This is a genomic window from Kitasatospora sp. NPDC040550 (genome assembly GCF_055594965.1).
Window position 1 is genome coordinate 198,877 of record NZ_JBVIWC010000014.1, and the last position, 24,218, is coordinate 223,094.

General features: G+C 73.3%; 19 protein-coding genes. 14 read left to right on the forward strand and 5 right to left on the reverse strand.

What is annotated here, in order from left to right:
* Positions 1 to 103: 103 nt before the first annotated feature.
* Positions 104 to 604, reverse strand: a complete 501-nt coding sequence (locus tag ACZ58X_RS22035; RefSeq protein WP_470335291.1) for a GNAT family N-acetyltransferase — start codon at positions 602 to 604, stop codon at positions 104 to 106.
* A gap of 65 nt (positions 605 to 669) precedes the next feature.
* On the opposite strand from ACZ58X_RS22035, the gene ACZ58X_RS22040 reads away from it, so the two are divergent.
* The 3 genes from ACZ58X_RS22040 (at position 670) to ACZ58X_RS22050 (ending at position 4,725) form a co-directional block, all read left to right on the forward strand.
* Positions 670 to 1,575, forward strand: coding sequence for a TIGR01777 family oxidoreductase (locus ACZ58X_RS22040; protein WP_470335292.1), 906 nt, complete (start codon positions 670 to 672; stop codon positions 1,573 to 1,575).
* Between the two features lie 345 nt (positions 1,576 to 1,920).
* Entirely contained in the window at positions 1,921 to 3,252 is a 1,332-nt protein-coding gene (locus tag ACZ58X_RS22045) for an NAD(P)/FAD-dependent oxidoreductase (RefSeq protein WP_470335293.1), read from the forward strand.
* Between the two features lie 246 nt (positions 3,253 to 3,498).
* Positions 3,499 to 4,725, forward strand: a complete 1,227-nt coding sequence (locus ACZ58X_RS22050) for a cation:proton antiporter (protein WP_470335294.1) — start codon at positions 3,499 to 3,501, stop codon at positions 4,723 to 4,725.
* Positions 4,726 to 4,753: 28 nt separating this feature from the next.
* Here ACZ58X_RS22050 and ACZ58X_RS22055 read toward each other — a convergent pair whose 3' ends face one another.
* On the reverse strand, positions 4,754 to 6,637 hold the full coding sequence (locus ACZ58X_RS22055; protein WP_470335295.1) for a regulator: 1,884 nt from the start codon (positions 6,635 to 6,637) through the stop codon (positions 4,754 to 4,756).
* 310 nt (positions 6,638 to 6,947) lie between these two features.
* Here ACZ58X_RS22055 and ACZ58X_RS22060 point away from each other — a divergent pair, with 310 nt between their 5' ends.
* The 7 genes from ACZ58X_RS22060 (at position 6,948) to ACZ58X_RS22090 (ending at position 14,442) form a co-directional block, all read left to right on the forward strand.
* Positions 6,948 to 7,709, forward strand: a complete 762-nt coding sequence (locus ACZ58X_RS22060; protein ID WP_470335296.1) for a 3-hydroxybutyrate dehydrogenase — start codon at positions 6,948 to 6,950, stop codon at positions 7,707 to 7,709.
* Positions 7,710 to 7,851: 142 nt separating this feature from the next.
* Positions 7,852 to 9,207, forward strand: a complete 1,356-nt coding sequence (locus ACZ58X_RS22065) for an MFS transporter (protein WP_470335297.1) — start codon at positions 7,852 to 7,854, stop codon at positions 9,205 to 9,207.
* Positions 9,208 to 9,287: 80 nt separating this feature from the next.
* Complete coding sequence (locus tag ACZ58X_RS22070; protein WP_470335298.1) at positions 9,288 to 11,234, forward strand: helix-turn-helix domain-containing protein; 1,947 nt, start codon at positions 9,288 to 9,290, stop codon at positions 11,232 to 11,234.
* 87 nt (positions 11,235 to 11,321) lie between these two features.
* Positions 11,322 to 12,104: a lipoyl(octanoyl) transferase LipB gene (gene lipB, locus ACZ58X_RS22075; protein ID WP_470335315.1), complete on the forward strand. Its 783-nt coding sequence runs from the start codon at positions 11,322 to 11,324 to the stop codon at positions 12,102 to 12,104.
* 154 nt (positions 12,105 to 12,258) lie between these two features.
* Positions 12,259 to 13,212 (forward strand): lipoyl synthase, encoded by a 954-nt coding sequence (gene lipA, locus ACZ58X_RS22080; protein WP_470335299.1) that lies wholly within the window; start codon positions 12,259 to 12,261, stop codon positions 13,210 to 13,212.
* 182 nt (positions 13,213 to 13,394) lie between these two features.
* Positions 13,395 to 13,592 (forward strand): SCO2195 family GlnR-regulated protein, encoded by a 198-nt coding sequence (locus tag ACZ58X_RS22085; protein ID WP_470335300.1) that lies wholly within the window; start codon positions 13,395 to 13,397, stop codon positions 13,590 to 13,592.
* A gap of 160 nt (positions 13,593 to 13,752) precedes the next feature.
* The gene (locus ACZ58X_RS22090) at positions 13,753 to 14,442 is read left to right on the forward strand and encodes a DUF4191 domain-containing protein (RefSeq protein WP_470335301.1); all 690 of its coding nucleotides are present in this window, start codon (positions 13,753 to 13,755) and stop codon (positions 14,440 to 14,442) included.
* 192 nt (positions 14,443 to 14,634) lie between these two features.
* Here ACZ58X_RS22090 and ACZ58X_RS22095 read toward each other — a convergent pair whose 3' ends face one another.
* Positions 14,635 to 15,102: an RDD family protein gene (locus ACZ58X_RS22095; protein ID WP_470335302.1), complete on the reverse strand. Its 468-nt coding sequence runs from the start codon at positions 15,100 to 15,102 to the stop codon at positions 14,635 to 14,637.
* Positions 15,103 to 15,433: 331 nt separating this feature from the next.
* Between ACZ58X_RS22095 and glnA the strand changes: the two genes are divergently transcribed.
* On the forward strand, positions 15,434 to 16,846 hold the full coding sequence (glnA, locus tag ACZ58X_RS22100; protein WP_470335303.1) for a type I glutamate--ammonia ligase: 1,413 nt from the start codon (positions 15,434 to 15,436) through the stop codon (positions 16,844 to 16,846).
* 370 nt (positions 16,847 to 17,216) lie between these two features.
* Positions 17,217 to 18,860: a translation initiation factor 2 gene (locus ACZ58X_RS22105; RefSeq protein ID WP_470335304.1), complete on the forward strand. Its 1,644-nt coding sequence runs from the start codon at positions 17,217 to 17,219 to the stop codon at positions 18,858 to 18,860.
* Between the two features lie 28 nt (positions 18,861 to 18,888).
* On the opposite strand, the gene ACZ58X_RS22110 is transcribed toward ACZ58X_RS22105, so the two are convergent.
* Both ACZ58X_RS22110 and ACZ58X_RS22115 read right to left on the reverse strand, forming a co-directional pair.
* On the reverse strand, positions 18,889 to 20,961 hold the full coding sequence (locus ACZ58X_RS22110; protein ID WP_470335305.1) for a hypothetical protein: 2,073 nt from the start codon (positions 20,959 to 20,961) through the stop codon (positions 18,889 to 18,891).
* A gap of 300 nt (positions 20,962 to 21,261) precedes the next feature.
* Positions 21,262 to 21,489, reverse strand: a complete 228-nt coding sequence (locus tag ACZ58X_RS22115; protein ID WP_470335306.1) for a hypothetical protein — start codon at positions 21,487 to 21,489, stop codon at positions 21,262 to 21,264.
* Positions 21,490 to 22,006: 517 nt separating this feature from the next.
* Here ACZ58X_RS22115 and ACZ58X_RS22120 point away from each other — a divergent pair.
* Together ACZ58X_RS22120 and ACZ58X_RS22125 are read left to right on the forward strand one after the other, a co-directional pair.
* Positions 22,007 to 22,210 (forward strand): cold-shock protein, encoded by a 204-nt coding sequence (locus tag ACZ58X_RS22120; RefSeq protein WP_099897249.1) that lies wholly within the window; start codon positions 22,007 to 22,009, stop codon positions 22,208 to 22,210.
* A 370-nt stretch (positions 22,211 to 22,580) separates the two neighbouring features.
* Complete coding sequence (locus tag ACZ58X_RS22125; protein ID WP_470335307.1) at positions 22,581 to 24,104, forward strand: DEAD/DEAH box helicase; 1,524 nt, start codon at positions 22,581 to 22,583, stop codon at positions 24,102 to 24,104.
* Positions 24,105 to 24,218 lie beyond the last annotated feature (114 nt).

Here is a 24,218-nt window from a genome sequence, read left to right on the forward strand (position 1 = left end):
ACGGTACCCGGCGGTGCGCCGCTCCAGACAGGGCAGGTACGTCACGACTGCGCCGCAACTGTCCTGACGGGCCGTCAGCGGCGCGGGCGGCGGGACGGGCGGCTCAGCCGGCCAGTCGGCGGGCCATCCACACGTCGTCCACGTACTGCCCGTCGATCAGGAACTCCTCGGCCAGCGTGCCCTCGACCGTGAAGCCGCAGCTCTCGTACAGCCGGCGGGCCGGGGCGTTCCAGCCGAGCACCCGGAGGGTCACCTTGCGGGCGCCGAGGGCCCGGGCCTGCTCGCAGGCCGCCTCGACCAGCCGACGTCCGATGCCCCGGCCGCGCACCGAGCCGTCGACGGCCAGGCCCTGGATCTGCCGGACGTGCCGGTTGACGGCCAGCGGGGTGGCCGGGATCTGCCGGACGTAGCCGACGATCCGGCCGTCCAGGACGGCGAGCAGGAACTGGTCGGGGGTGTGGCCCTCGTCGAAGACCCGCTTTCCGGCGGGCGGCTCCGGGGAGACCTCGGAGAGGGTGGACCAGACGGCGCGGTCGAGTTCGGCGACCCCGTGCTCGTCCTCGGGGCGGGCCGGGCGGATGGTCAGATCGTCTTCACGGGTCATGCCGCGTGATGCTACTGGGGCGCGTGCGAAAGGTGACAGGCGATAAGGCCTGCGAGGATGGGCCCATGCGCATCGCTGTCACGGGCTCCACGGGATTGATCGGTTCGGCCCTCGTCCGCTCCCTGCTGGCGGACGGCCACGAGGTGGTCCGGCTGGTCCGGCACCGCTCCAGGACGGGACCGCAGCCCGACGGGAGCACCGCCATCGGCTGGAACCCGCTGCTCGGCGAGGTCGACCGGGACGGGCTCGCCGGAATCGACGCCGCGGTGCACCTGGCCGGCGCCGGGGTCGGCGACCGCCGCTGGACGGACTCCTACAAGCGGGAGATCCGGGAGAGCCGGGTGTACGGCACCGAGACGCTGGCGGTGGCGCTGGCGGAACTGGCGCAGCCGCCGCGGGTGCTGGTCAGCGCCTCCGCGGTCGGCTGGTACGGGCAGACCGGCGACCGGGTGATCGACGAGGACTCCCCCGCCGGGGACGACTTCCTGGCCGAGGTGTGCCTGGAGTGGGAGGCGGCCGCACGGCCCGCCGAGCGGGCCGGGATCCGGGTCGTCCACCCGCGCACCGGGATGGTGCTGTCCACCGCGGGCGGCGCCGGCGGGCGGCTGTTCCCCCTGTTCAAGCTGGGCCTGGGCGGACGGCTCGGCAGCGGCCGGCAGTACTGGAGCTACATCTCGCTGACCGACGAGGTGGCCGCGCTGCGGTTCCTGATCGACCGGGAGGATCTCTCCGGCGCCTTCAACCTCACCGCGCCGGAGCCGGCCACCAATGCCGAGCTGACCGCGGCGCTCGGACGGGCGCTGGGGCGGCCGACGCCGTTCCCGGTGCCGGAGGCGGTGTTGAAGGCGGTGCTCGGGGAGCTGGCGGTCGAGGTGGTCGGGAGCCACCGGGTGGTGCCGCGGCGGTTGTTGGACGCGGGCTTCCGGTTCGCGCATCCGGATCTGGACTCGGCGGTGCGGGCGGCGTTGTGACCCCTCGTTCTGCGTAGGCCCGCTACGGCATTCACCCTGGCCAGGGGCATATGCCGGGCGGGGTCGGACGGGGCTCCGGGAGGGGGCGCACGGGAGCACACAACGGGCGCGTCGCACGCCCCCGGTGACCGTGCGCGCCCGCCGACCCGGCATCCCGGCCGCCACGGCGCACTGTCCGTGACCGCGCCCCCGCCCGGCGCCGCACGACCCCTCCCGACCCCCGCATCCGGTCCACGGCACCGGTCTGATGCCCACACCGACTGGGCATCACCTTCCACGGACCGTGTCCCGGCACCCCGCTGCCTGCGTCGGCCGGAGCCCCGGGACCAGGGAGGGAGCACTCCAGTGCCCACGTACGACTTCACCCGCCGCGCCCGCCGCCCGTCCGACCCGGACGTCGTCGTGGTCGGCGCCGGACTCGCGGGCCTGGCCGCCGCCCGCGCGCTCACCGGCCAAGGCCTCACCGTCCAGGTCCTGGAGACCACCGACCGGATCGGCGGCCGGATGGCCACCCGCGAGCTCGACGGCTTCCGCCTCGACGACGGCAGCCACCTGCTCAACACCGCCTACCCGGAGCTACGCCGGGCGCTCGACCTCGACCGCCTGGACCTGCGCCCGCTCGCGCCCGGCGTACTCGTGCACAGCGCCGGCCGCCGCTACCGCGCCGGGGACCCCCAGCTCACCGCCGCCCGGCAGGCCGCCCTCCGGGCCCCGCTCGGCAGCCCGCTGGACAAGGCCCGCCTGGGCAGCTGGCTGGGCCGGATCGCCACCACCCCCGCCGCCCGGTTGCAGGCCCGCCCGGAGACCACCGCCGCCCGCGCCCTGGCCGGCCACGGCCTCGCCCCGCGCACCGTCGACGGCTTCCTGCGCCCGCTGCTCAGTGCCCTGCTCGGCGACCCGGCCCTCGGCACCAGCAGCCGGATCGCCGACCTGGTGCTGCGCTCCTACGTCCGCGGCCGGCTCTGTCTGCCCGCCGACGGGATCGCGGCCGTGCCCGCCCAGCTGGCCGCCGCGCTGCCCGTCGGCACGGTGCGGACCGGGGTGCAGGTCACCTCGATCGGCGCCGACGGCGTGGAGACCCTCGCGCACGGGCGGATCGGCGCCCAGGCCGTGGTGGTCGCCACCGACGCCCGCGCCGCGGCCGAGCTGCTGCCGGGGCTGCGGCTGCCCGACTTCCACCCCGTCACCACCTTCTTCCACGCGGCCGACCGCGCCCCGCTCACCGAGGCCGTGCTGCTGCTGGACGCCGACCGGCCGAACGGACACCCGCCGCTGGTCTCGCACTCGCTGGTGCTCAGCGAGCTGCACCCGTCCTACGCCCCGGCCGGGCAGGCGCTGGTCGCCACCACCGTGCTCGGTCGGCGCTCCTTCGACGCGGGCGGCCCGGCCGGGCTGGAACCGGCCGTCCGCACCCGGCTCGCCGAGCTGTACGGCAGCTCGACGGCGGACTGGCAGTTCCTCAGCGTGCGGCACGTCCCGGACGCGCTGCCCGCGATGCCGCCGCCGCACAACCCCCGCCGCCCGGTACGGCTGCTGGCCGGGCTGTACGTCGCCGGGGACCACCGGGACACCAGCACCGTGCAGGGCGCGCTGGTCTCCGGGCGGCGGGCGGCGCGGGCGGTGCTCGGCGACCTCGGGCTGCCGGCCGGGGAGCGGGAGGCCGAGGCGGCGGCCTGAGCCGCTCGGGGAGCACCCGGCGGTACCGGTGCGGGCACCTCCGAGGGGTGGCGGGGGCGGCGACGGGAACGGTGACGGGAACGGTGACGGGGGCGGTGCCTCGGGTGCCGGGACACGCCAGCGGTCTGCCGGGGTGACAGACCGACGGCGTGCCAGGATGCCCGGCATGACCGTTCTGACCGTTCATCGGATGATTCGGGCGCAGCGTGCCGTCCGAGCGACCGCCGTCGCCCGGACGGCCGCCCGGTGAGCGCCTCCGCCCAGCCGGTGGCGCTGATCCTGATCCCCGCAGCAGCCGTCGCCGCGCCGCTGCTCGCCGACCGGCTGCTGCGGTGGATCGCCGTACCGACCGTGGTGTTCGAGATCGTGCTCGGCGTCCTGATCGGCCCGGACGTCCTGGACTGGGCGCACGTCGACGACCTGGTGAACGCGCTGTCCCAGTTCGGCCTGGCCATGCTGATGTTCCTCGCCGGGTACGAGATCGACTTCGCCAAGCTGCGCGGCGGCCCGCTGAAACGGGCGGGCACCGCGTGGCTGGTCTCGCTCGTACTGGCTCTCGGCGTCGGCGCCCTGGTCAACCGGGACCCGTGGGACGGCGCCTTCGCCGGACTGGTGCTCACCACCACCGCGCTTGGCACGATCCTGCCGATCCTCCGGGACTCCGGCGAACTGCCCACCCCTTTCGGCTCGTTGGTGATGGCCACCGGCGCGGTCGGGGAGTTCGGGCCGATCATCGCGATCGCCGTGCTGCTCAGCGGCAACTCCCCCGCCCGGACCGCCGTCATCCTCGGGGCCTTCGCGGTGATCACCGCCGTCGCCGTGCTCGGCGCCCGCCGGCCGCGCCCGGCCTGGGCCACCCGGCTGATCGAGCGGACCCTGCGCACCTCCGGGCAGTTCGCGATCCGGGCAGTGATCCTGGTGCTGGCCGCCATGGTCGCGGCCGCGCTCTGGCTCGACCTGGACATGCTGCTCGGCGCCTTCACCGCCGGGATCGTCTCCCGGCTGCTGCTCTCCGACATCCGCCGGGCCGAGGAGGAGGTGATCGAGGCCAAGCTGGAGAGCATCGGCTTCGGCTTCCTGGTGCCGATCTTCTTCGTGGTCAGCGGGATGAACTTCGACCTGAACGCGCTGCTGGACGACCCCGGCACGCTGCTGCTCGTCCCGGTGTTCCTGCTGCTGTTCGTCGCCGTGCGCGGTCTGCCGGCGGGGCTGCTCGCCCCGGCCGGGCTCGGCGGGCGCGACCGTGCGGCGCTCGGGCTGTACGCGTCGACGGCGCTGCCGCTGGTCGTGGTGATCACCACGATCGAGGTGGAGGCCGGCCACCTGCCCTCCTCGACGGCGGCGGCGCTGGTCGGCGCCGGGATGCTCTCCGTCCTGGTGTTCCCGCTGGTGGCGCAGCGGATGCGGGGCGGGCAGCGGGCGTCGGCGGCCGCCGCCGCCGAGCGGCCGAGGGTCCGGGCCGAGAGCTGGTGAGCTCCCGGCCCTCGCACGGCCGGTTCCGTCAGATCACGCCCGCCTGGCGGGCCGTCTCCTCGAAGGCCCGGGCCACCTGGCTACCCCGGTACGGGGTGAGGCGGCGGTGGAAGTCCCGGACGTACTCCAGCGAGCGGGCCGAGCGCATCTCCCCCGCCGCCCGCAGCGCGTCGGTGGCCATGGTGCAGGCCTCGTCGAGGTCCCCCATGCCGAGCCGGGCGGTGGCCAGCACCAGCCGGCAGAAGATCCGGCTGCGCGCGTAGGCGGGCGAGCGCAGCCGCAGCGACTTCTCGGCGTGCTGCGCGGAGGTGCGCCACTGCTGGAGGTCGCGGTAGCAGTGGGCGAACTCGTCGGAGAGCTGGGCCTCGTCGAAGTACCTCGCCCAGGAGGGCAGTTCGTCGCCGGTACGGGAGGCCGCGAGCGACCGCTCGGCCCGGACCAGCGCGGTGGTGCAGGAGCGGACGTCGCCCAGCAGGCCGTGGCCGCGGGCCTCGGCGGCGTGCATCAGCGACTGGACCACCGGCGGGACGGCGGTGCCGACGCCCTGCTGGGCGACCCGGGCGAGCTGGACAGCCTCCCGGCCGTGGCCCAGGTGGACGGCCTGCTGGCTCATCGTCACCAGCACGTAGCCGCCGAGCGCGCGGTCCCCGGCGGCCTGGGAGAGGCGCAGCGCCTGGACGAAGTAGCGCTGGGCGAGGCCGTGCGCGGCAATGTCGAAGGACGTCCAGCCGGCCAGCCTGGTGAGGTCGGCGACGGCTCCGAACAGGGCGCGGCCGATCTGCTCGCCGTAGCGGCCGCGCAGCATCGGCTCGGCCTCGCTCTCCAGGTAGCGGACCAGCGCCTGGCGGGCGTGGCCGCCGCCGTAGGCGTGGTCGAGCGCGCGGAAGAGGTCGCCGACGGCGCGGATGGCGGCGATGTCGCCGCGGCCGACCCGCAGGGCGGGGCGGGCCTCCCGGGTCGGGTCGGTGTACGGCGGTTCGACGGCGGCGGGCGGGCGGCGGCTCTGGGTGGGCACCCGGCCGATGGTGGCGGCGGTGCCGGTGGTTCCGGCGGTGCTGCGGGCGCCCGGGGCGCCGGTGGGCTGGGGGCGCGCCGGGCCCGCGGCGGGCGCGCCAGGCGGGTTCGGCGCCGGTGCGCCGGGGGCGGTGCCGGGCGGACCGGTGGCGGTGTCCGGGCGGGTCAGCGTGGAGCCGTCCCGGGCGACCCGCTCGTCGGTGCGGCCGATCAGCCAGTCCCGGCTGGGGACGACCAGGCCGGCCGGGGTGAAGGCGATCCGGCGGAGTTCGGACTGCGGGCCGTTGTCCTTGCGCCACATGCTCGCCACGATGTCCACCGCCTCCTGCGGGGTCTCGGCGAACTCCAGGCCCGCGTAGACCGGGGCGCAGGCGTCCAGACCGAGGTCCTGGGCGGTGAGGCGGCGGCCGAGGCGGCGGGTGAAGACCTCGGCGATCAGCGCCGGGGTGGCGCCGCGGGGTTGCTGGCCGCGCAGCCAGCGGGTGACCGAGGTCTTGTCGTAGCGCAGGTCGAGGCCGTGCTCCAGGCCGAGCTGGTCGACCCGGCGGGCCAGGCCCGCGTGCGAGAAGCCGGCCTCCTCGATCAGGGCGGCGAGCTGGCCGTTCTGCGGCGTCGGGCCGGAGTGGCCGGTGTGGCTGCCGTGGCCGCTGGTGGTCGCGGGGGCGGGCGCGGCGGTGGCTTCGTGCCGGGCGGGTGTGGCCTGCACGGGCAGTCGCAGTTCCTCGGCGGTCGGGGCGTCGGCGGTCATCGGGTCAGCGGTCAGCGGATCAGCGGTCAGCGTGTCGGCGGTCAGGGCGTCGGGCGCGTCCGGAAGGGCCCGGCCGACCGGGCCTCGGCGCTGGCCGAGCGGGTCGAGCGGTCCGTACGCCGGGCTGTCGGTTGCAGGCCGTTGGGACATGTCAGTCAACACCTCTCGGACGTCGCACCGGGCTCCACCAGCAGTTCGGCTCGCCCGGGGCGGCGCCCCCTGTCGGGAATCGGCGTGAATGTAGCGAGCATTCGGGCGCTATGGGTGGATCTGACCGACCAATCCTCCGAACGGGTGAAGCAAGCGCGCCCATTGTGGGGAAGCGGGACCAGGATGGGTTTGGCCGTACGGGGGCGAACCGTCAACCGGCACCGGTGGTGGTCGACGCCATGACACACCGGGATGCTGTGTCGGCCCATCACATGGGAGCGGCGCCGCCGGATTCCTACCGTTCTCGACCATGGACACCTCTACTGCCCGCCCGCTCGACGGCCGCACGGCCCTGGTCACCGGGGCCGCCTCGGGCATCGGCCGGGCCTGCGCCGAAGCCCTCGCCGGGGCCGGCGCCCGGGTCTACGTCGTCGACCTCGCGGCCGGCCCGGCCCGGGAGCTCGCGGACCGGATCGGCGGGCGCGCGATCGTCGCCGACCTCGCCGATCCCGCCGCCGTGGACGCCCTGCCCGCCGACGCCGACGTGGTGGTCAACAACGCCGGCCTCCAACACGTCGCCCCCGTCCACGAGTTCCCGGTCGAACGCTTCACCCTCATCCAACGCGTCATGGTCGAGGCCCCGTTCCGGATCCTGCGCCGCACCCTCCCGCACATGTACGAGCGGGGGTGGGGCCGGATCGTCAACGTCTCCTCCGTCCACGGCCTGCGCGCCAGCGCCTTCAAGTCCGCGTACGTCACGGCCAAGCACGCCCTGGAGGGCCTCAGCAAGACCGTCGCCCTGGAGGGCGCCCCGTACGGGGTCACCAGCAACTGCCTCAACCCCGGGTACGTCCGGACCCCGCTGGTGGAGCGGCAGATCGCCGCCCAGGCGCTGGCCCACGGCATCCCCGAGGAGGAGGTGGTCGAGCGGATCATGCTCGACCGGACCGCCGTCAAGCGGCTGATCGAACCCGAGGAGGTCGCCCAACTCGCCCTCTGGCTCTGCTCCCCCGCCGCCGCGTACATCACCGGCGCCAGCCTGCCGATCGACGGCGGCTGGACGGCGCACTGAGCCGGAGCCGCCCGACTGCCGTGGGGTGACCGGCCATAGGGCGCCGACGGGCTGTGTGGGTCGGCCACATAGGCCGCCGGGCGCGGGCTCCCTACCTTGTGGCGACATCGTCCCCGTACCCCTGCACCTGGAAGTGGTGACCATGAACGCCCCCGCACGTGGTTCGGCGGCTACCAGTTCACTCCCGCGAGTGGTGGCCGCGAGTCTGATCGGCACGACGATCGAGTGGTACGACTACTTCTTGTACGGAACGGCCGCGGCGCTGGTGTTCGGGAAGCTGTTCTTCCCGAACACCGACCCGCTGACCGGGACCCTGCTGTCGTTCCTGACCTACGCGATCGGGTTCGCGGCCCGGCCGGTCGGAGCGCTGGTGTTCGGTCACTTCGGCGACCGGGTGGGCCGGAAGAAGCTGCTGGTGGTGAGCCTGCTGCTGATGGGCGGGTCGACCACGGCGATCGGGCTGCTGCCGACGTACGACTCGATCGGGGCGGCGGCGCCGGTGCTGCTGACCGCGCTGCGGCTGGTGCAGGGCTTCGCGCTCGGCGGCGAGTGGGGCGGGGCGGTGCTGCTGGTGTCGGAGCACGGGGACCGGCGGCGGCGGGGGTTCTGGGCGTCGTGGCCGCAGGGCGGGGCGCCGGCCGGGAACCTGCTGGCGGCGGGCGTGCTGTCGCTGATGACGGCGGTGCAGCCGGAGAGCGCGTTCCTGGCCTGGGGGTGGCGGGTGCCGTTCCTGCTGTCGGCGGTGCTGGTCGGCGTCGGGATGTGGATCCGGCTGGCGGTGGAGGAGTCGCCGCTGTTCCGGCAGGCGGTCGCGAACCGGCCCGAGACCGAACAGGCGCCGCTGGTCGGGGTGTTGCGCAACCACTGGCGGGAGGTGCTGGTGGCCATGGGTGCGCGGATGGCGGAGAACATCTCGTACTACGTGACGACCACCTTTGTACTGACGTACGCCGTCACCCACGCACACTTCGACAAGCAGAGCGCGCTGAACGCCGTACTGATCGGCTCCGCGATCCAGTTCACGCTGATCCCGCTGTTCGGGGCGCTGTCCGACCGGGTCGGGCGCAGGCCGGTCTACCTGGTGGGCGCGGCCGGGGTCGGGGTCTGGGCGTTCGTCTTCTTCGGACTGGTGGACACCCGCTCGTTCGGGCAGCTGGTCGTCGCGGTGACGGTCGGCCTGGTGTTCCACAGCGCGATGTACGCCCCGCAGGCGGCCTTCTTCTCCGAGCTGTTCGCGACCCGGCTGCGCTACTCGGGGGCCTCGATCGGCGCCCAGTTCGCCTCGGTGGCGGCCGGCGCGCCGGCACCGCTGATCGCGACCGCGCTGCTCAAGGACTACGGCAGCGCCACCCCCGTCTCGGTGTACGTGGCGATCGCGGCGGCGGTCACCGTGCTCGCGGTGCTGTGCGGGCGGGAGACCAGGGGGCAGGACCTGACGGAGGTCGCGGAGGAGCCGTCGACGGACGGTGCGGCGGTCGGAAAGCCCGCCGTGGCCTGAACCCCGAGCCGATAGCATCGCGATTCCTCGGCACGACGGAACCGACGCCGATTGGCGGCCCGCACCATGAACCACCCCGGATGACCCGCCCGGACGAGAGCGCCGCGCCCGCGCTGCGACGGCTGCTCGACCTGCTCGCCTCCGGCTCCGCCACCGAGGACTTCGCCGAGGTGCTGGCCGACGCCCGCCGTCGCGGGGCGCCGGCCGGCGTCCTCGCCGAAATCGACGACGCCACCTGGCAGGCCCTGCGGGTGCACCGCACCCTGCGTCAACACCGTCGCCGGGAAGCCGAGTTGACGGCACTGTTCGACACCGCCGGGGACCTCGCCGCCTCCCGGGACCTGGACACCGTGCTGCAAGCCATCGTCCGCCGGGCCCGGATGCTGCTCGGCACCGACACCGCGTACCTCACCCTGCCGGACGAGGCCGCCGGCGACACCTACATGCGGGTCACCGACGGCTCCGTCTCCGTCCTGTTCCAGACCCTGCGACTCAGCCTCGGCGACGGCCTGGGCGGGCTGGTCGCCCAGACCGCCCGCCCCTACGCCACCCCCGACTACCGCACCGACGAACGCTTCCACCACACCGGCACGATCGACGCGGGCGTACTGGACGAGGGCCTGGTGGCGATCATCGGCGTACCGCTGCTGCTCGGCGGCGCCGTCATCGGCGTCCTGTTCGCCGCCGACCGCTCGCCGCGCGCCTTCTCCCCCGACGAGGTCGCACTGCTCTGCACCCTGGCCGCGCACGCCGCGATCGCCCTGGACACCGCTGGAGCACTGGCCGACACCCGGGCCGCGCTGGCCGAACTCAACGCCGCCAACGAACTGGTCCGGGCCCACTCCGCCGCCGTCCAGCGCGCCGAGCGGGCCCACGACCGGCTGACCGACCTGGTGCTGCGCGGCGCCGAGGTCTCGGACGTGGCCGCCGCCGTCGCCCACCTGCTGGGCGGCGAGACGACCGTCCTGGACGCCGAGGGCGAACCGCTGGCCGGACCGCCCGCCGCCGCGGCCGGACTCGCCGACGCGGTGGCCGCCTCCCGGGCCGAGGGCCGGTCCGTACGGCACGACGGGCTCTGGGTGTGCGCGGTGCTGGCCGGGCACGACGTGCTCGGCACCCTGGTGCTGCGCGGCCGGCCCGACCTGGACGACCCCGACCGGCGGCTGTTCGAACGGGCCGGCGTGGTGACCGCACTGGTCCTGCTGCTGCGCCGCTCGGTCGCCGAGACCGAGAACCGGATCCGCGGCGACCTGCTCACCGACCTGCTCACCGCCCCCGAGCGCGACCCGGCCGGGCTCACCGCCCGCGGCCGCCGGCTCGGGGTCGACCTCGCCCGGCCGCACCTGGCGCTGGCCGCCGAACCCGCCGACCGCGACGGCGACGACCGGGGGCGACTGGCCGGCGCCGCCCGGCGGTACCTGTTCGGCTCCCGGGGCCTCAGCGCCGAGCACGGCGAGGCGGTCGCGCTGCTGGTGCCCGTCACCCCGGGCCGCATCGAGGGCCCGGAGGAGACCGCCCGGCGGGCCGCCGAACGGCTGGCCCGGCTGGCGGGCTTCGCCGTCACCGTCGGCGCCGGGCGCCCCGCCGCCGGCCCGGCCGCCCTGGCCGCCTCGTACGCCGAGGGCCTGCGCTGCGTACGGGCCCTGCGGGTGCTCGGCCGCGCCGGGGAGGGCGCCTCGGCGGGCGCGCTCGGCTTCCTCGGGGTGCTGCTCGGCGACGGCCACGACGTGGACGGCTTCGTCGGCGGCACGCTCGGCCCGCTGCTCGCCTACGACGCCCGGCGCGGCACCGAGCTGGTCCGCACCCTGCGCGCCTACTTCGACTGCGGCGGCAGCCTGACCAGGGCCAAGGACGAGCTGCACGTCCACGTGAACACGGTGGTCCAGCGGCTGGACCGGGTCGAGGCACTGCTCGGCGGGGACTGGAACCAGCCGGAACGGTCGCTGGAGCTGCAACTGGCGCTGCGCCTGCAACTGCTGGCCGGGGGCGGGGTCGGAGAGGGCGGGGAGGGACGGCCGAACGGGTGACGCGGGCGTGGGCGTACAGTGGCGAGGTTGGTCTCGAACGCCTGGCAAGGAGCGGCAGCGGTGAGCGAGAACGTACGTTTCGTTCGAATGGGCATAGGCGAGCACGTCGTCCCGTACGAGGAGGCGTGGGAGGAACAGCAGCGGCTGCACGCGCTGCGGGTCGCGGACGAGATCCCCGACACCGTGCTGCTGCTGGAGCACCCGCCCGTCTACACCATGGGCAAGCGCACCAACCCCGCCGACCTGCCGCTGGACGGCACCCCGGTGGTCGAGGTCAACCGGGGCGGCGAGATCACCTGGCACGGCCCCGGCCAGCTGGTCGGCTACCCGATCGTCAAGCTGCCCGACCCGATCGACGTGATCGCCTACGTCCGCCGGCTGGAGGAGGCGCTGATCCGCGCCGCCGCCGACTTCGGCATCGGGACCACCCGGGTCGAGGGCCGCAGCGGGGTCTGGGTGCTCGGCGAGAACCTCCCGGACGCCGTGGTGGACCCGGCCGAGGTGGTCGACATCGGCAAGCTGACCCTGCGGATGGGCCTGCCCCTGGGCATCGACCCTCGGCTGGCCGGGCCCGAGTACGCGCCGTCCAACGCCGGGCAGCGCGGCGGCGACCGCAAGCTCGCCGCGATCGGCGTGCGGGTCGCCCGCGGCGTGACCATGCACGGCTTCGCGCTCAACTGCGATCCGGAGATGACGTACTTCGACAAGATCGTGCCGTGCGGCATCCGGGACGCGGGCGTCGCCTCGCTGGCCGGCGAGCTGGGCCGGGACTTCCCGGTGAGCGAAGCGCTGCCGTCGGTCGAACGGCACCTCAAGGACGTCTTCGCCGAACTGCCGGAGCCCGCGCTCAGCCGCTCGCTCACCGGCTGACGTCTTCCAGGAGCACGCTGGAATCCCGCCAGCCACTGGGAATCTACTGGCCAGTAGCCGTGTTGCCCTGCGATTGCAGGGCGGCAGGCCCGGCGAAGGCCGCACAACCACAGGCGTACCCTGGGGGTACCCCGTCTAGTTCTAGGAGTCGCACGTGTCCGCTGTCGCGCCCGACGGCAGGAAGCTGCTCCGCCTGGAGGTCCGCAACAGCGAGACCCCCATCGAGCGGAAGCCCGAGTGGATCAAGACCCGCGCGAAGATGGGCCCGGAGTACAACGCCCTCCAGTCGCTGGTGAAGAAGGAGGGACTGCACACGGTCTGCCAGGAGGCCGGCTGTCCCAACATCTTCGAGTGCTGGGAGGACCGCGAGGCGACCTTCCTCATCGGCGGTGACCAGTGCACCCGCCGCTGCGACTTCTGCCAGATCGACACCGGCAAGCCCGCCGAGTTCGACCGCGACGAGCCCCGCCGGGTCGCCGAGTCCATCGTCACCATGGACCTCAACTACGCCACCATCACCGGCGTCGCCCGCGACGACCTGGCGGACGGCGGCGCCTGGCTGTACGCCGAGACCGTACGCCAGGTGCACGCGATGACCGCCGAGCGCGCGACCGGCCGCACCGGCGTCGAGCTGCTCATCCCCGACTTCAACGCGGTGCCCGAGCAGCTGGCCGAGGTCTTCTCCTCCCGCCCCGAGGTGCTCGCCCACAACGTCGAGACCGTGCCGCGCATCTTCAAGCGGATCCGCCCGGCCTTCCGCTACGAGCGCTCCCTGGACGTCATCACCCAGGCCCGCGCCGCCGGACTGGTCACCAAGTCCAACCTGATCCTGGGCATGGGCGAGACCCGCGAGGAGGTCAGCCAGGCGCTGGCCGACCTGGTCGGGGCCGGCTGCGAGCTGATCACCATCACCCAGTACCTGCGGCCCTCGCTGCGCCACCACCCGGTGGAGCGCTGGGTCAAGCCCCAGGAGTTCGTCGAGCTCCAGGAGGAGGCCGAGGAGCTGGGCTTCGCCGGTGTCATGTCGGGCCCGCTGGTGCGCTCCTCGTACCGGGCCGGGCGGCTGTACCGGCAGGCGCTGGAGAAGCGCGCGCAGGCCACGGTCTGACCTCGCCGTCGGCCCCGGGCCGTTCGAGCTGTTTGAGCCATTGGAAGGGCGGAGCCGCGGCTCCGCCCTTCCGGGTTTCACCGCGCTTTGACTGCCTGGTCACGGGCTGGTAACACGGGGTGGGGACGATGGACGCCTGGTAGGCGTTCGATTCTTCTCAGCCACGAGAGGAGCTGTTCGGCATGCGGATGCGGATCCGGTCGGTGGGGGCGGCGCTGCGGTTCGCCGAGAGCGTCCTGCTGGCCCCCGGCCAGCGGCACGCCCGGCGCAACGCCTGGGCGGCGGTCTGCGAGGACCGCCGGCACGCGGCGGACCGCCGGCACGACGGCCCGGCGGGCGGGGCGGCCGGTCCGACGGGGGCGCGCTCCGCGGGAGGGTGAGGTCCGCCGTCGCCCTGTGCGACGGGACCCGCCGTTCCGCCGCGCGCGACGAGACCCGCCGTCGCTGTGCGCGACGGTGTGCGGGCGGACGGGTCACGGTTCGGGCGAACGGGTACCCGGGCTTGGAGTTCCCGTACCCGTGCCACGTACCATGAGCGTTATGGCGAGGGAAACATCCGAGAACCCCGGACGGCTGAAGCAGATCCGTCTGGCGTACACCATGACCAAGAAGGTCGACACCAAGATCGGCCTGATCATCGCCGGCGTCGGCCTGCTGACCTTCGGCGTGTTCCTCGCCATCGGCTTCGCGATCGACCACCCCATCTATCTGGGCATCCTGGGCTTCATCGTGGCCGTCCTGGCCATGGCGATCGTCTTCGGGCGCCGGGCCGAACGCGCCGCGTTCGGGCAGATGGAGGGGCAGCCGGGCGCGGTGGCCGCGGTGCTGAACAACATCCGGCGCGGCTGGAGCTCCAACTCCACCCCGGTCGCGGTCACCCGCAACCAGGACGCGGTCTACCGCGCCGTCGGCCGGGCCGGCATCGCGCTGATCGGCGAGGGCAACCCCAACCGGGTGCGCCAGCTGCTGGCCTCCGAGAAGAAGAAGATGGCCCGCGTGGTCGGTGACATCCCGGTGCACGACATCGTGGTGGGCACCGGCGAGGGCGAGATCCCGCTCAAGAAGCTGCAGATCCACCTGATGCGGCTGCCCCGCGCGATCACCGCCGCCCAGGTCACCGAGACCAACGACCGCCTGCGCGCGCTGGGCGACCTGCTCTCCAAGGCGCCGATCCCCAAGGGCCCGATGCCCAAGGGCGCCCGGATGCCCAAGGGCGGCCAGGCCCGCTGACCCTCCCCCTCCGCTGACAACGCGGAACGGCCCCGCCCCGGAACCTCCGGGGCGGGGCCGTTCGACGTTTCCTGGGTTCCTGCCGGCTTTCGGGGGTCCGGGCCTCCTGGGCCCTCGGGGCCTCCGCTGGGGCCGGCCCCCGCTGGGCCGGGCCTCCGCTGGATCCGGACCTCCGCTCGATCCGGACCTCTGCTAGATCCGGACCTCGACGGTGCCGACGGCCTTGTCGTGCAGGCCCCGGGTGTCGCGGTCCCAGACCAGCGGCGGCACCACCAGGCACAACAGCACGGTCCGCAGCAGGACCTGCGGGATGGTGGCGCGGCGCCCGTCCAGGCGGATCACCCGCAGGCCGAACAGCCGCTTGCCGAGGGTCGTGCCGGTCGTGGAGAGCAGCAGGACCGCGACCAGGAAGAAGAGCGGGAGGGTCCACAGGTTGGCCTCGGCCGTGTCGCCCTTGGCGAGCAGGCCGAAGGAGATCAGCGAGACCAGCCAGCCGTCCACGAACAGGGCGCCGATCCGTCGGCCGGGGCCGGCGATCGAGCCGGGGCCCTCCTTGGGCAGTCCGAGGCGCTCGCCGCGGTAGCCGAAGTCGGCGCCCATCTTCTCGGCGGCCGCCTTGGGGCCGTCGATCCACGATCCCAACGCTTCTCTGGTGTCCACGAATCCACACTAACCGGGCTCACGCCGCGCACCGGCACCGGCTCCCCTCCCGGCGGGGCGCGGTCCCGGTCCCGGGAGCGGCGCCGGGACCGGGCCGGGACCGGGTGGGACCGGGCCGGCTCCACGACCGGGTGAATCCCACTCACCGGGCTTACCTGTGGTCCAGACCATTTCTCGGAGGACCCCCAGGTCCGCGGGGCGATTTGCCCTGTCCCGTAGGCCTTTGCCGCCCATTCGGCGGTCGCGGTTAACATCTAGGAAACGAGCGGGTCACCGACTGGAAACGACCCATTCCTAGGGTGAGCCCCAATTCGCGAGCCGAGGAGGATGGATGTTCAACAACGCCGCCGAAGTGAAGCAGTTCATCCAGGACAACGACGTGAAGTTCGTCGATGTCCGATTCTGTGACCTGCCGGGCGTCATGCAGCACTTCTCCGTACCCGCGGCGACCTTCGATCCGTCCGAGACCCTGATGTTCGACGGTTCGTCGATCCGCGGCTTCCAGGCCATCCACGAGTCCGACATGGCCCTGGTCCCGGACCTCGCCACCGCACGCCTCGACCCCTTCCGGGCCGAGAAGCACCTCAACATCAACTTCTTCATCCAGGACCCGGTCACCGGCGAGGCCTACAGCCGCGACCCGCGCAACGTCGCCAAGAAGGCCGAGGCCTACCTCGCCTCCTCCGGCATCGCCGACACCGCGTTCTTCGGGCCCGAGGCCGAGTTCTACGTCTTCGACTCGGTGCGCTTCGACACCAGCGCCAACGCGTCGTTCTACCACATCGACTCGGAGGCCGGCGCCTGGAACAGCGGCGCCGCCGAGGGCGACGTGCGCGGCTACAAGGTCAAGTACAAGGGCGGCTACTTCCCCACCCCGCCGGTCGACCACTTCGCCGACCTGCGCGCCGAGATGTCCCTGGAGCTGGCCAAGTCCGGCCTGGAGGTCGAGCGCCAGCACCACGAGGTCGGCACCGCCGGCCAGGCGGAGATCAACTACAAGTTCAACACCCTGCTGCACGCGGCCGACGACCTGATGCTGTTCAAGTACATCATCAAGAACGTCGCCTGGCGGAACGGCAAGACGGCCACCTTCATGCCGAAGCCGATCTTCGGCGACAACGGCTCGGGCATGCACGTCCACCAGTCGCTGTGGACCGACGGCTCCCCGCTCTTCTACGACGAGCAGGGCTACGCCGGACTCTCCGACACCGCCCGCTACTACATCGGCGGCCTGCTCCGGCACGCCCCCTCGCTGCTGGCCTTCACCAACCCGTCGGTGAACTCCTACCACCGCCTGGTCCCCGGCTTCGAGGCGCCCGTCAACCTGGTCTACTCCCAGCGCAACCGCTCGGCCGCGATCCGCATCCCGATCACCGGCTCCAACGCCAAGGCCAAGCGCATCGAGTTCCGCGCCCCGGACCCGTCCTCCAACCCGTACCTGGCCTTCTCCGCCATGCTGATGGCCGGCCTCGACGGCATCCGCAACAAGATCGAGCCGCTGGAGCCGGTCGACAAGGACCTTTACGAGCTCGCCCCGGAGGAGCACGCCAACGTCCCCCAGGTGCCCTCCTCCCTCCCCGCCGTCCTGGAGGCCCTCGAGGCCGACCACGAGTACCTCCTGGCCGGCAACGTCTTCACCCCGGACCTGATCGAGACCTGGATCGACTTCAAGCGCACCAACGAGATCGCCCCGATCGCCCTCCGGCCCCACCCGCACGAGTTCGAGCTGTACTACGACCTCTAAACAGCTCCGCACGGGCCACCATCGGGGTCGTCACGTTCCTCACGGAGCGTGGCGGCCCCTTTCCCTTGCACCGATTTCCAGAGCCTCGGCGACCACAACCTCCGGTGCGCGACGAGCCGACGAGGTCACGTCGCTGGAAGGACCCTCGGAATGAGGATGCTTCGATCGATACGATCGGGCCATGCCACACGAGGCCCACCGAGTCGAGTCCGCCACCCCTCCACACTCTTGTGTCACCTCCTTTCAAGCTGACATAATGGGAGATTTTCGGGCAGCGGGCAGCGGGCAGCGGGCAGCGGGCAGCGGGCAGCGGGCAGCGGGCAGCGGGCAGCGGGCAGCGGACAGCGGGCAGCGGACGGTCCTGATCCCGGTGCGTTCCGCGGGGGCACTCCACCGGCTCCTGGACGTGCTGCCGGTATTCGTCGGGGATCCGCGCATCACCACCCGCTTCACGCTCGCCCCGGGTTCCGACTTCGGGGTCGAGGCCCTCGCCGCACTCGACCGGTCCGGTGCCCGGACCGTGCCGTGGGAGGAGGCCCTCCGCACCGACCACGACCTGGTGCTGGCCGCGAGCCCCAAGGGTGAGCTACACGAACTCGCCGGCCCCCGGGTCCTGCTCCCGCACGGGGCCGGTTTCAACAAGGCCGTCCGCGACGACGGTTCACCGGGCGTGCCGTCGGGCATGGATCCCGCCTACCTGCTGCCGGGCGGCACCCCCTGGGCCGACCTGCACGCCCTCGCCCATGACGACCAGGTCGCCCTTCTGACCCGCCACTGCCCCTCCGTGGCGGCCCGGGCCAGCGTGGTCGGGGATCCCACCCTCGACCGGCTCCTGGCCTCCACCGGCCTCCGCGCGCACTACCGCGACGCCCTGGGGACGGGACCGCGACGGCTGGTCGTGCTCACCTCCACCTGGGGGCCGGAATCCCTCCTGTCCCGACGCCCCGGGCTGCCCGGCGAACTCGTCGCCCTGCTGCCCCAGGACGCCTTCCAGGTCGCCCTGGTGCTGCACCCGAACGAGTACAGCCGGACCGGCGCGTTCGACCTGTCCCGCCGGCTGGCCCCGGCCTTGGCCGCGGGGCTGGTGCTGTCCCGACCGTACGAGGAGTGGGCCGCGCTCCTGGTCGCGGCGGACACCGTCGTCACTGATCACGGATCGACCGCCCTGTACGCGGCCGCACTCGGACGTCCGGTCGTGAACGCGTACGACGGCGGCGACGAGTTGCTCCCGGGGAGCCCCATGGCGCGACTGCTCGCCCTGGCTCCCCGGCTCGCCGAGGCCCGGCAACTGGAGGAACTCCTTCCGGAGGCCGCCGGGGCGGACCCGCGTCCCGTCGCCGATGCCGCCTTCGCGCGGCAGGGCGAGGCCCTGCCGCTACTGCAGCGAAGCCTCTACCGGATGCTCGGCCTGAGCCCGGTCGCCGCGGCTCCGGAAGCCCAGGCCTTCCCCGCCCCGGACGGCGTGAACCACCGTCCGGCGGCCCACGCCGTCCGAACGGAGCTGGACGGCCTCCGGATCAGCGTGGAGCGCCTCCCCCCGCAGACCCCACGCGCGGTGCACCACCTCGCGGCCGAGCATCCGACGGCCGGACCGCGAGCGGTGCAGAGCGCGGCCGTGCTGTGGCGGTGTGCCCGGACGGCCACCGCGGCGGGACCGGCCGAGCCCCGACGGGCCTCCACCGCCTGGACCGCTGCCGGCTGGACGGCCGACGTCCTGGCGGAGGCGCCGCTCTGCCGTACGGCCGCCGCGGTCCTGTCCGCCGAGCGGTGCCTCCTCAGACACCGCGTGCACGGGCTCCTCAGCATCCGGGTGGAGCCCCACCGGGCCGGGGGCCGGATGTCACGCATCGATCCGGTGGCGGCGGTCTCGGCGGTGCACGCCTGGCTCTGCGCCGCGACGCCCGCCGCCGTCGCGTCCGCTGTCCCGGTCGTCCTCACCTGCGGAACGGGGCCGCTCACCGTACGCGTCCAGGTGTGCCCTGCCGCCCCCGAAGACCTCGACCACGAACTCTGACCACGAGCTCCGACCACCCGACCCGCCCTCAGCCGCCGTCCCGGAGCTGCCGGGCGGCAGCCCGGTGCTGCTCGGCCTCGGCGAGGTCGCCCCGGCCCTCCGCCAGGGCCGCCAGTTCCTCCAGCACCCGGACCTCGTCGGTGCCCGAGCGCCGCTCGCGGGCCCCGTCCAAGGCGGCCCGGACCAAGGCCTCCGCCTCCTGGGTGCGCCCCGACAGCCGCAACGCCCGCCCGAGTTCGAAGCCCGACCGCGACGTCATCCGGCCCCGTTCCTGGTCCCGCGCCATGCGATGGCTCTGGTCCAGCAACCGAACCGCGCCGTCGAGGTCTCCACCGGCCAGGGCGGTCCGGCCGAGCAGGTAGGTCTGCAGGAGCACCCCGTACGCGTTCCCGATCTCCGCGTGCACCGCCCGGGACGCCTCGAAGTCGGCGGCGGCCCCGGCCAGGTCACCGTTCGAGGACTTCAGCAGACCGCTGAACTCCACGACCGACGCCTGCAGTCTGCGCTCCTGCGCCCGGTCGGGAAGCGTCCCGTCCAACAGCAGCGAGGCCCGCCGCGCGTGATCGACGTGCCGGGCCGCCTCCTCGTGGAACCCCTGCTCCCACAGCGGTCGGGCCAGCTGGCACCGCATCCGGACCATGGCCGGAAGGAACTCGCCCTGATCCGCGGCGGCGACCCCGAGCCGGAAGGCGTCGATCACGTCCGCGTAGTGCGGATGATCGAGGAAGTGGGTCCACAGCGGTTCGCAGAGTGCCCAGGCGTCCTCGTGGTGCCCGTCCTCGACCGCGGTCCGCACGCACCCGAACAGGGCGAGCCGCGCCGACTCCAGCCACCGGTAGGCCGCCGCCGCGTCCGGGAAGTCCACATCGGCCACCTCCGGGCCGACCGGGTCCACCGGTGGCGCGAAGGTCATCCGCCGGCCGGCCGCCGCGAGGTCCGCGCGGGCCGCCTGCCTCCGGTACCACCTGACGACGGACGACCGGGCAGCCGCCCCGGCCGTACCGTCCGGATCGCTCTGCCGGGCCCGGCGTTCGGCGTGGCCGCGCAGGAGGTCGTGCATGCGGTACCCGTCCAGCCGGTACTCCAACAGGCCGGCGGCCTCCAGCTCCTCCAGCGCGTCCGCGGCCCGGCCAGGGGCCACCCCGAGCAGAGCGGCCGCCGGCAACTCCCCGAGGGCGGGCCCGGGATGCTGCGGCAGCAGCCGGTAGAGCCGCGCGGCGGCCGGCGCCAGTCCTTCGTACGCGGCGTCCCAGACGGCCTCGACCATGGGGATCCCCTTCCCGTGCAGCTCGGCCGACAGCTCCTCGACCAGCCGGGACAGGCTCCGTCGGCGGTACTTGCGCACCCACTGCCCGGCCACCTGCAACGCGGCGGGAAGGCCTCCGCAGCCCCGGGCCAGTTCCGCGGCGGCATCCGGCTCGGCCTGCAGCCGCGGGTCCTCCACGATGTTCCCGAGCAGGCGGACCGCGTCGTCCAGGGACAACGGGCCGACGGCCACCTCCACCGCGGCCGTCCCGTCGAGGTCGTACAGCGGCGAATGGCTCGCGAGGATCACCAGGCTCCGACCCGAGGCCGGCAGGAACGCCCGGACCTCGCTGCCGAACCGCGCGTTGTCGACGAGGACGACGAGCCGTTTGTCCCGGGTCCGCGACCAGTACTGCTTCGAACGTCCGGCGGCGCTGCGCTCCAGCCACTCGGGCGGAACCCCCAGCGCCGTCAGCATGCCGCCGACGGCGTCCGCGACGTCCACCACGCCCTCCCGGCGCAGATCGTCGAGATCGACGTGCAGCACCCCGTCCGGGAAGCGGTCGGCGAACCGGCGCGCCAACTGGTATCCGAGGGCCGTCTTGCCGATCCCACCGATCCCGGTCAGCGCCACGAGCAGCGGACCGGCGTCCCCGGTGTGCTCCGCCACCGCCCGGACGACGCGATCCTGCTCGGCCAGACGGTTCTCGAACGGCACGGTCACCGGCGGCAGTTGGAACGGCACCGATCGCTCGGGGCCGCCATCCCGCTGATGGAAGTGCAACTCCCCGATGCTCCTGGCCTGGACGACAGTCTCCGCCCGCCCGTCCACGCTGTTGCGCGTCTCCTCAGACATGGGACCAACCCTAGGGCCCGCAAGGAAGGATGACGCCGCGGTGGAGGGCGTACGCGATTCGCGAGCCCGGCCAGGAGAAACCCGTGCCTCCCCGGCGGGTTCTCCCTACGGCCTGATCGAACGACACCGATGGAAGAAGGAGCACCGCGTTGGATCCGACCACCGCCGCCGCCCTCACGGCACCCGAGGGCAGCGTCGCCGGCGAAGCCGGACGCCAGGCGTGGCAGGGACTCGCCACTCTGGTGGGGCGTACCGCAGAGGTGCGCGGCGCACTCGGCGGAGAACCGCGCGCGTCCTGGGTCAGAGTTTGAACATCGCGGTGTAGGGCTGGGTGATGCGTTCCCGCCGCGATCCGAAGTCGACGAGTACCGCGATGTCGCTGTCGTCTTCGACGCCGATGGCCCGGCCGAGGCCGTACGTGTCGTGGGTGACGCGGTCGCCGACGGCGAAGTGCTTGCGCGGTGCTTCGATCCGGGCCTTGAAGGGGCTGGTGGGCAGGACACGGCGGACTGCTGCAGATTTCCTCATTCCCTGCAGTATGCGCCGAGAATCGCGGGAGCGGGACCTTTCGACGCACTCGATTTCGGAGCTACGACAGGAATTTCACGCAAGCCGTCCAGCGCGCCCCGGATGGCGCCGGTCGGCGTGGCGCGTCGCTTTCACGGGTCTGTCGCGGCCGGGGCAGGCACTCCGCACCCGCGCGACTCGCCCTCCCCGGGGAAGGTGAGCGGTCGGCGCCGAAGGAGTGCGGGTGAGCGCTCAACCAGGCTGCTCTCCATGCATGTTGATGGCCCTGCCGCCTCGCGGCCGACGGCCCCGGGGGAAGGCTCCCGGAGACGTGGGGGGAAATATCCACCCGTGACGGGCCCGGGCCTGCTAGAGTCGTTTTAGTTGCAGTAGTGGTTCCCATGAACTTTGTGTGCGCCTGCTGATGTTTCGCAGGTGCATTTTTGTTTCCCGGCTCTTCCCCGGGTGGGTGCTCATCGCGGCGACTCGGAGCGCGCGCTGTGCGGGCTTCGGACAGCCCCTTGAAGGAGATTTCTTTATGGCTAATGGCACTGTGAAGTGGTTCAACGCGGAAAAGGGCTTCGGCTTCATCGAGCAGGACGGTGGCGGCGCTGACGTCTTCGCCCACTACTCGAACATCAACGCCAACGGCTTCCGTGAGCTGCTCGAGGGCCAGAAGGTCGAGTTCGACGTCACGCAGGGCCAGAAGGGCCCGCAGGCCGAGAACATTCGTCCGCTGTAGTTTTTCTGCCACGGCACCCGCCTGGTAGCGAGGGGCCCGCACCGCGTACATGATGCCCGGTGCGGGCCCCTCGGCATTGCGCCGCGACGCGCTTCCCCGGCTGTTTCCGGCCCCTGGCTCCGCCACCGGCGGCCATATCCCCACGCGAGACGCACAGCGTCGCGTCCGGATCGCCGCCCTGCCGTGACACCCCCGCGGTTCGCGGTTCTCCGCTCCCGCCCTCCGCGGCGAGCGCCGACCGTAGGTGACGTGCCGCACGGTTCCACCGTCCACGCCCCGCCCCACACTTTCGGCCCGTTCCTTGCGGCCTCCTGCCGGCGCCTCGCGCTGCGGAGCTTCCTCGCGACGTGCCGCCCCAGGAAGGTCTCACATGAACCGCTCCAGTCGCTCCTCGTACCAGAACGCCAACTCCCGCTCCTCGGCCTCCTCCCGCTCCGGCGGCAGCTCCTTCTACGGAGACCGGCCCGCCCGCGGCCGTAGCGGCCGCCAGGGTGTCTCTCCGCAGGGCGAGTTCGCGATGCCGGTGAGCACCACCCCGGCGCTCCCGGCCGTCGAAGCGTTCGACGAGCTGGCCATGCCCAAGGCGCTGCTGTCGGTGCTGACCCGCCAGGGCGTCACCACCCCGTTCCCGATCCAGGCCGCGACACTGCCGAACTCGCTGGCCGGACGTGACGTCCTCGGACGTGGCCGGACGGGCTCCGGCAAGACCATCGCGTTCGGCCTCGCCGTGCTGGCCCGCACCGCCGGCCGGCGCGCGGAGCCGCGCCGCCCGCTGGCCCTGGTGCTGGTCCCCACCCGCGAGCTCGCCCAACAGGTCACCGACGCCCTCACCCCGTTCGCGCACGCGGTACGGCTGCGAATGGCGGCCGTGGTGGGCGGGATGTCGATCGGCCGCCAGGCCCAAGCGCTCAACCGCGGGGCGGAGGTCGTGGTGGCCACCCCCGGCCGGCTCAAGGACCTGATCCAGCGCGGCGACTGCCAGCTGGACGGCGTCGGCATCACGGTACTCGACGAGGCCGACCAGATGGCCGACATGGGCTTCCTGCCGCAGGTCACCGAGCTCCTCGACCAGGTCGCCGAAGGCGGCCAGACGATGCTGTTCTCCGCCACCCTGGACCGCAACGTCGACCGCCTGGTGCGGCGCTTCCTCAAGGACCCGGTCACCCACTCGGTGGACCCGTCCGCGGGAGCGGTCAGCACCATGGAGCACCACGTGCTGCACGTGCAGAACTACGACAAGAACGCCACGATCGCCCACATCGCCTCCCGCGACGGCGGGGTGATCATGTTCATCGACACCAAGCACGGCGCCGACGCGCTGGTGAAGGACCTGCTCGCCAACGGGGTCAAGGCCGCGGCCCTGCACGGCGGAAAGTCCCAGCCCCAGCGCACCCGCACCCTGGAGCAGTTCCGCACCGGCCAGGTGACCGCGCTGATCGCCACCAACGTCGCCGCCCGGGGCATCCACGTCGACGGCCTCGACCTCGTCGTCAACCTGGACCCGCCGGCAGACCACAAGGACTACCTCCACCGGGGCGGCCGCACCGCCCGGGCCGGCGAGTCCGGCACCGTCGTCACGCTGGTGCTGCCCAACCAGCGCCGCGAGATGGCCCGCCTGATGACCATGGCCGCCATCACGCCCGTCACCACCAGGGTCACCGCCGGCGACGAGGACCTGGCCCGCATCACCGGCGCCCGCGTCCCCACCGGCATCCCCACCGTGATCGCCGCCCCCGCCGTCGAACGCCCCCGCCGTAGCCCGTCCACGAGCCGCAGCCGCCGCAGCCGCCCCGCCCGCGCGGCCGGTGACACCCGCGCGACCGTCGCAGGCCGCGACAACCAGGCCTCCTCCGGCCGCCGCCGGGCACCCAGGCGCGTCGCCCTCGCCGCCTAGGAGGCAGGTGGGGGGCCGGGGGAGCCCCTCGGTGTTTGGTCCCCACAACCCCCCACGCCAGAAAAAAAAATAAGCCCCTCGATTTGCACCCCCATCCCTCCCCCCCCACACGCC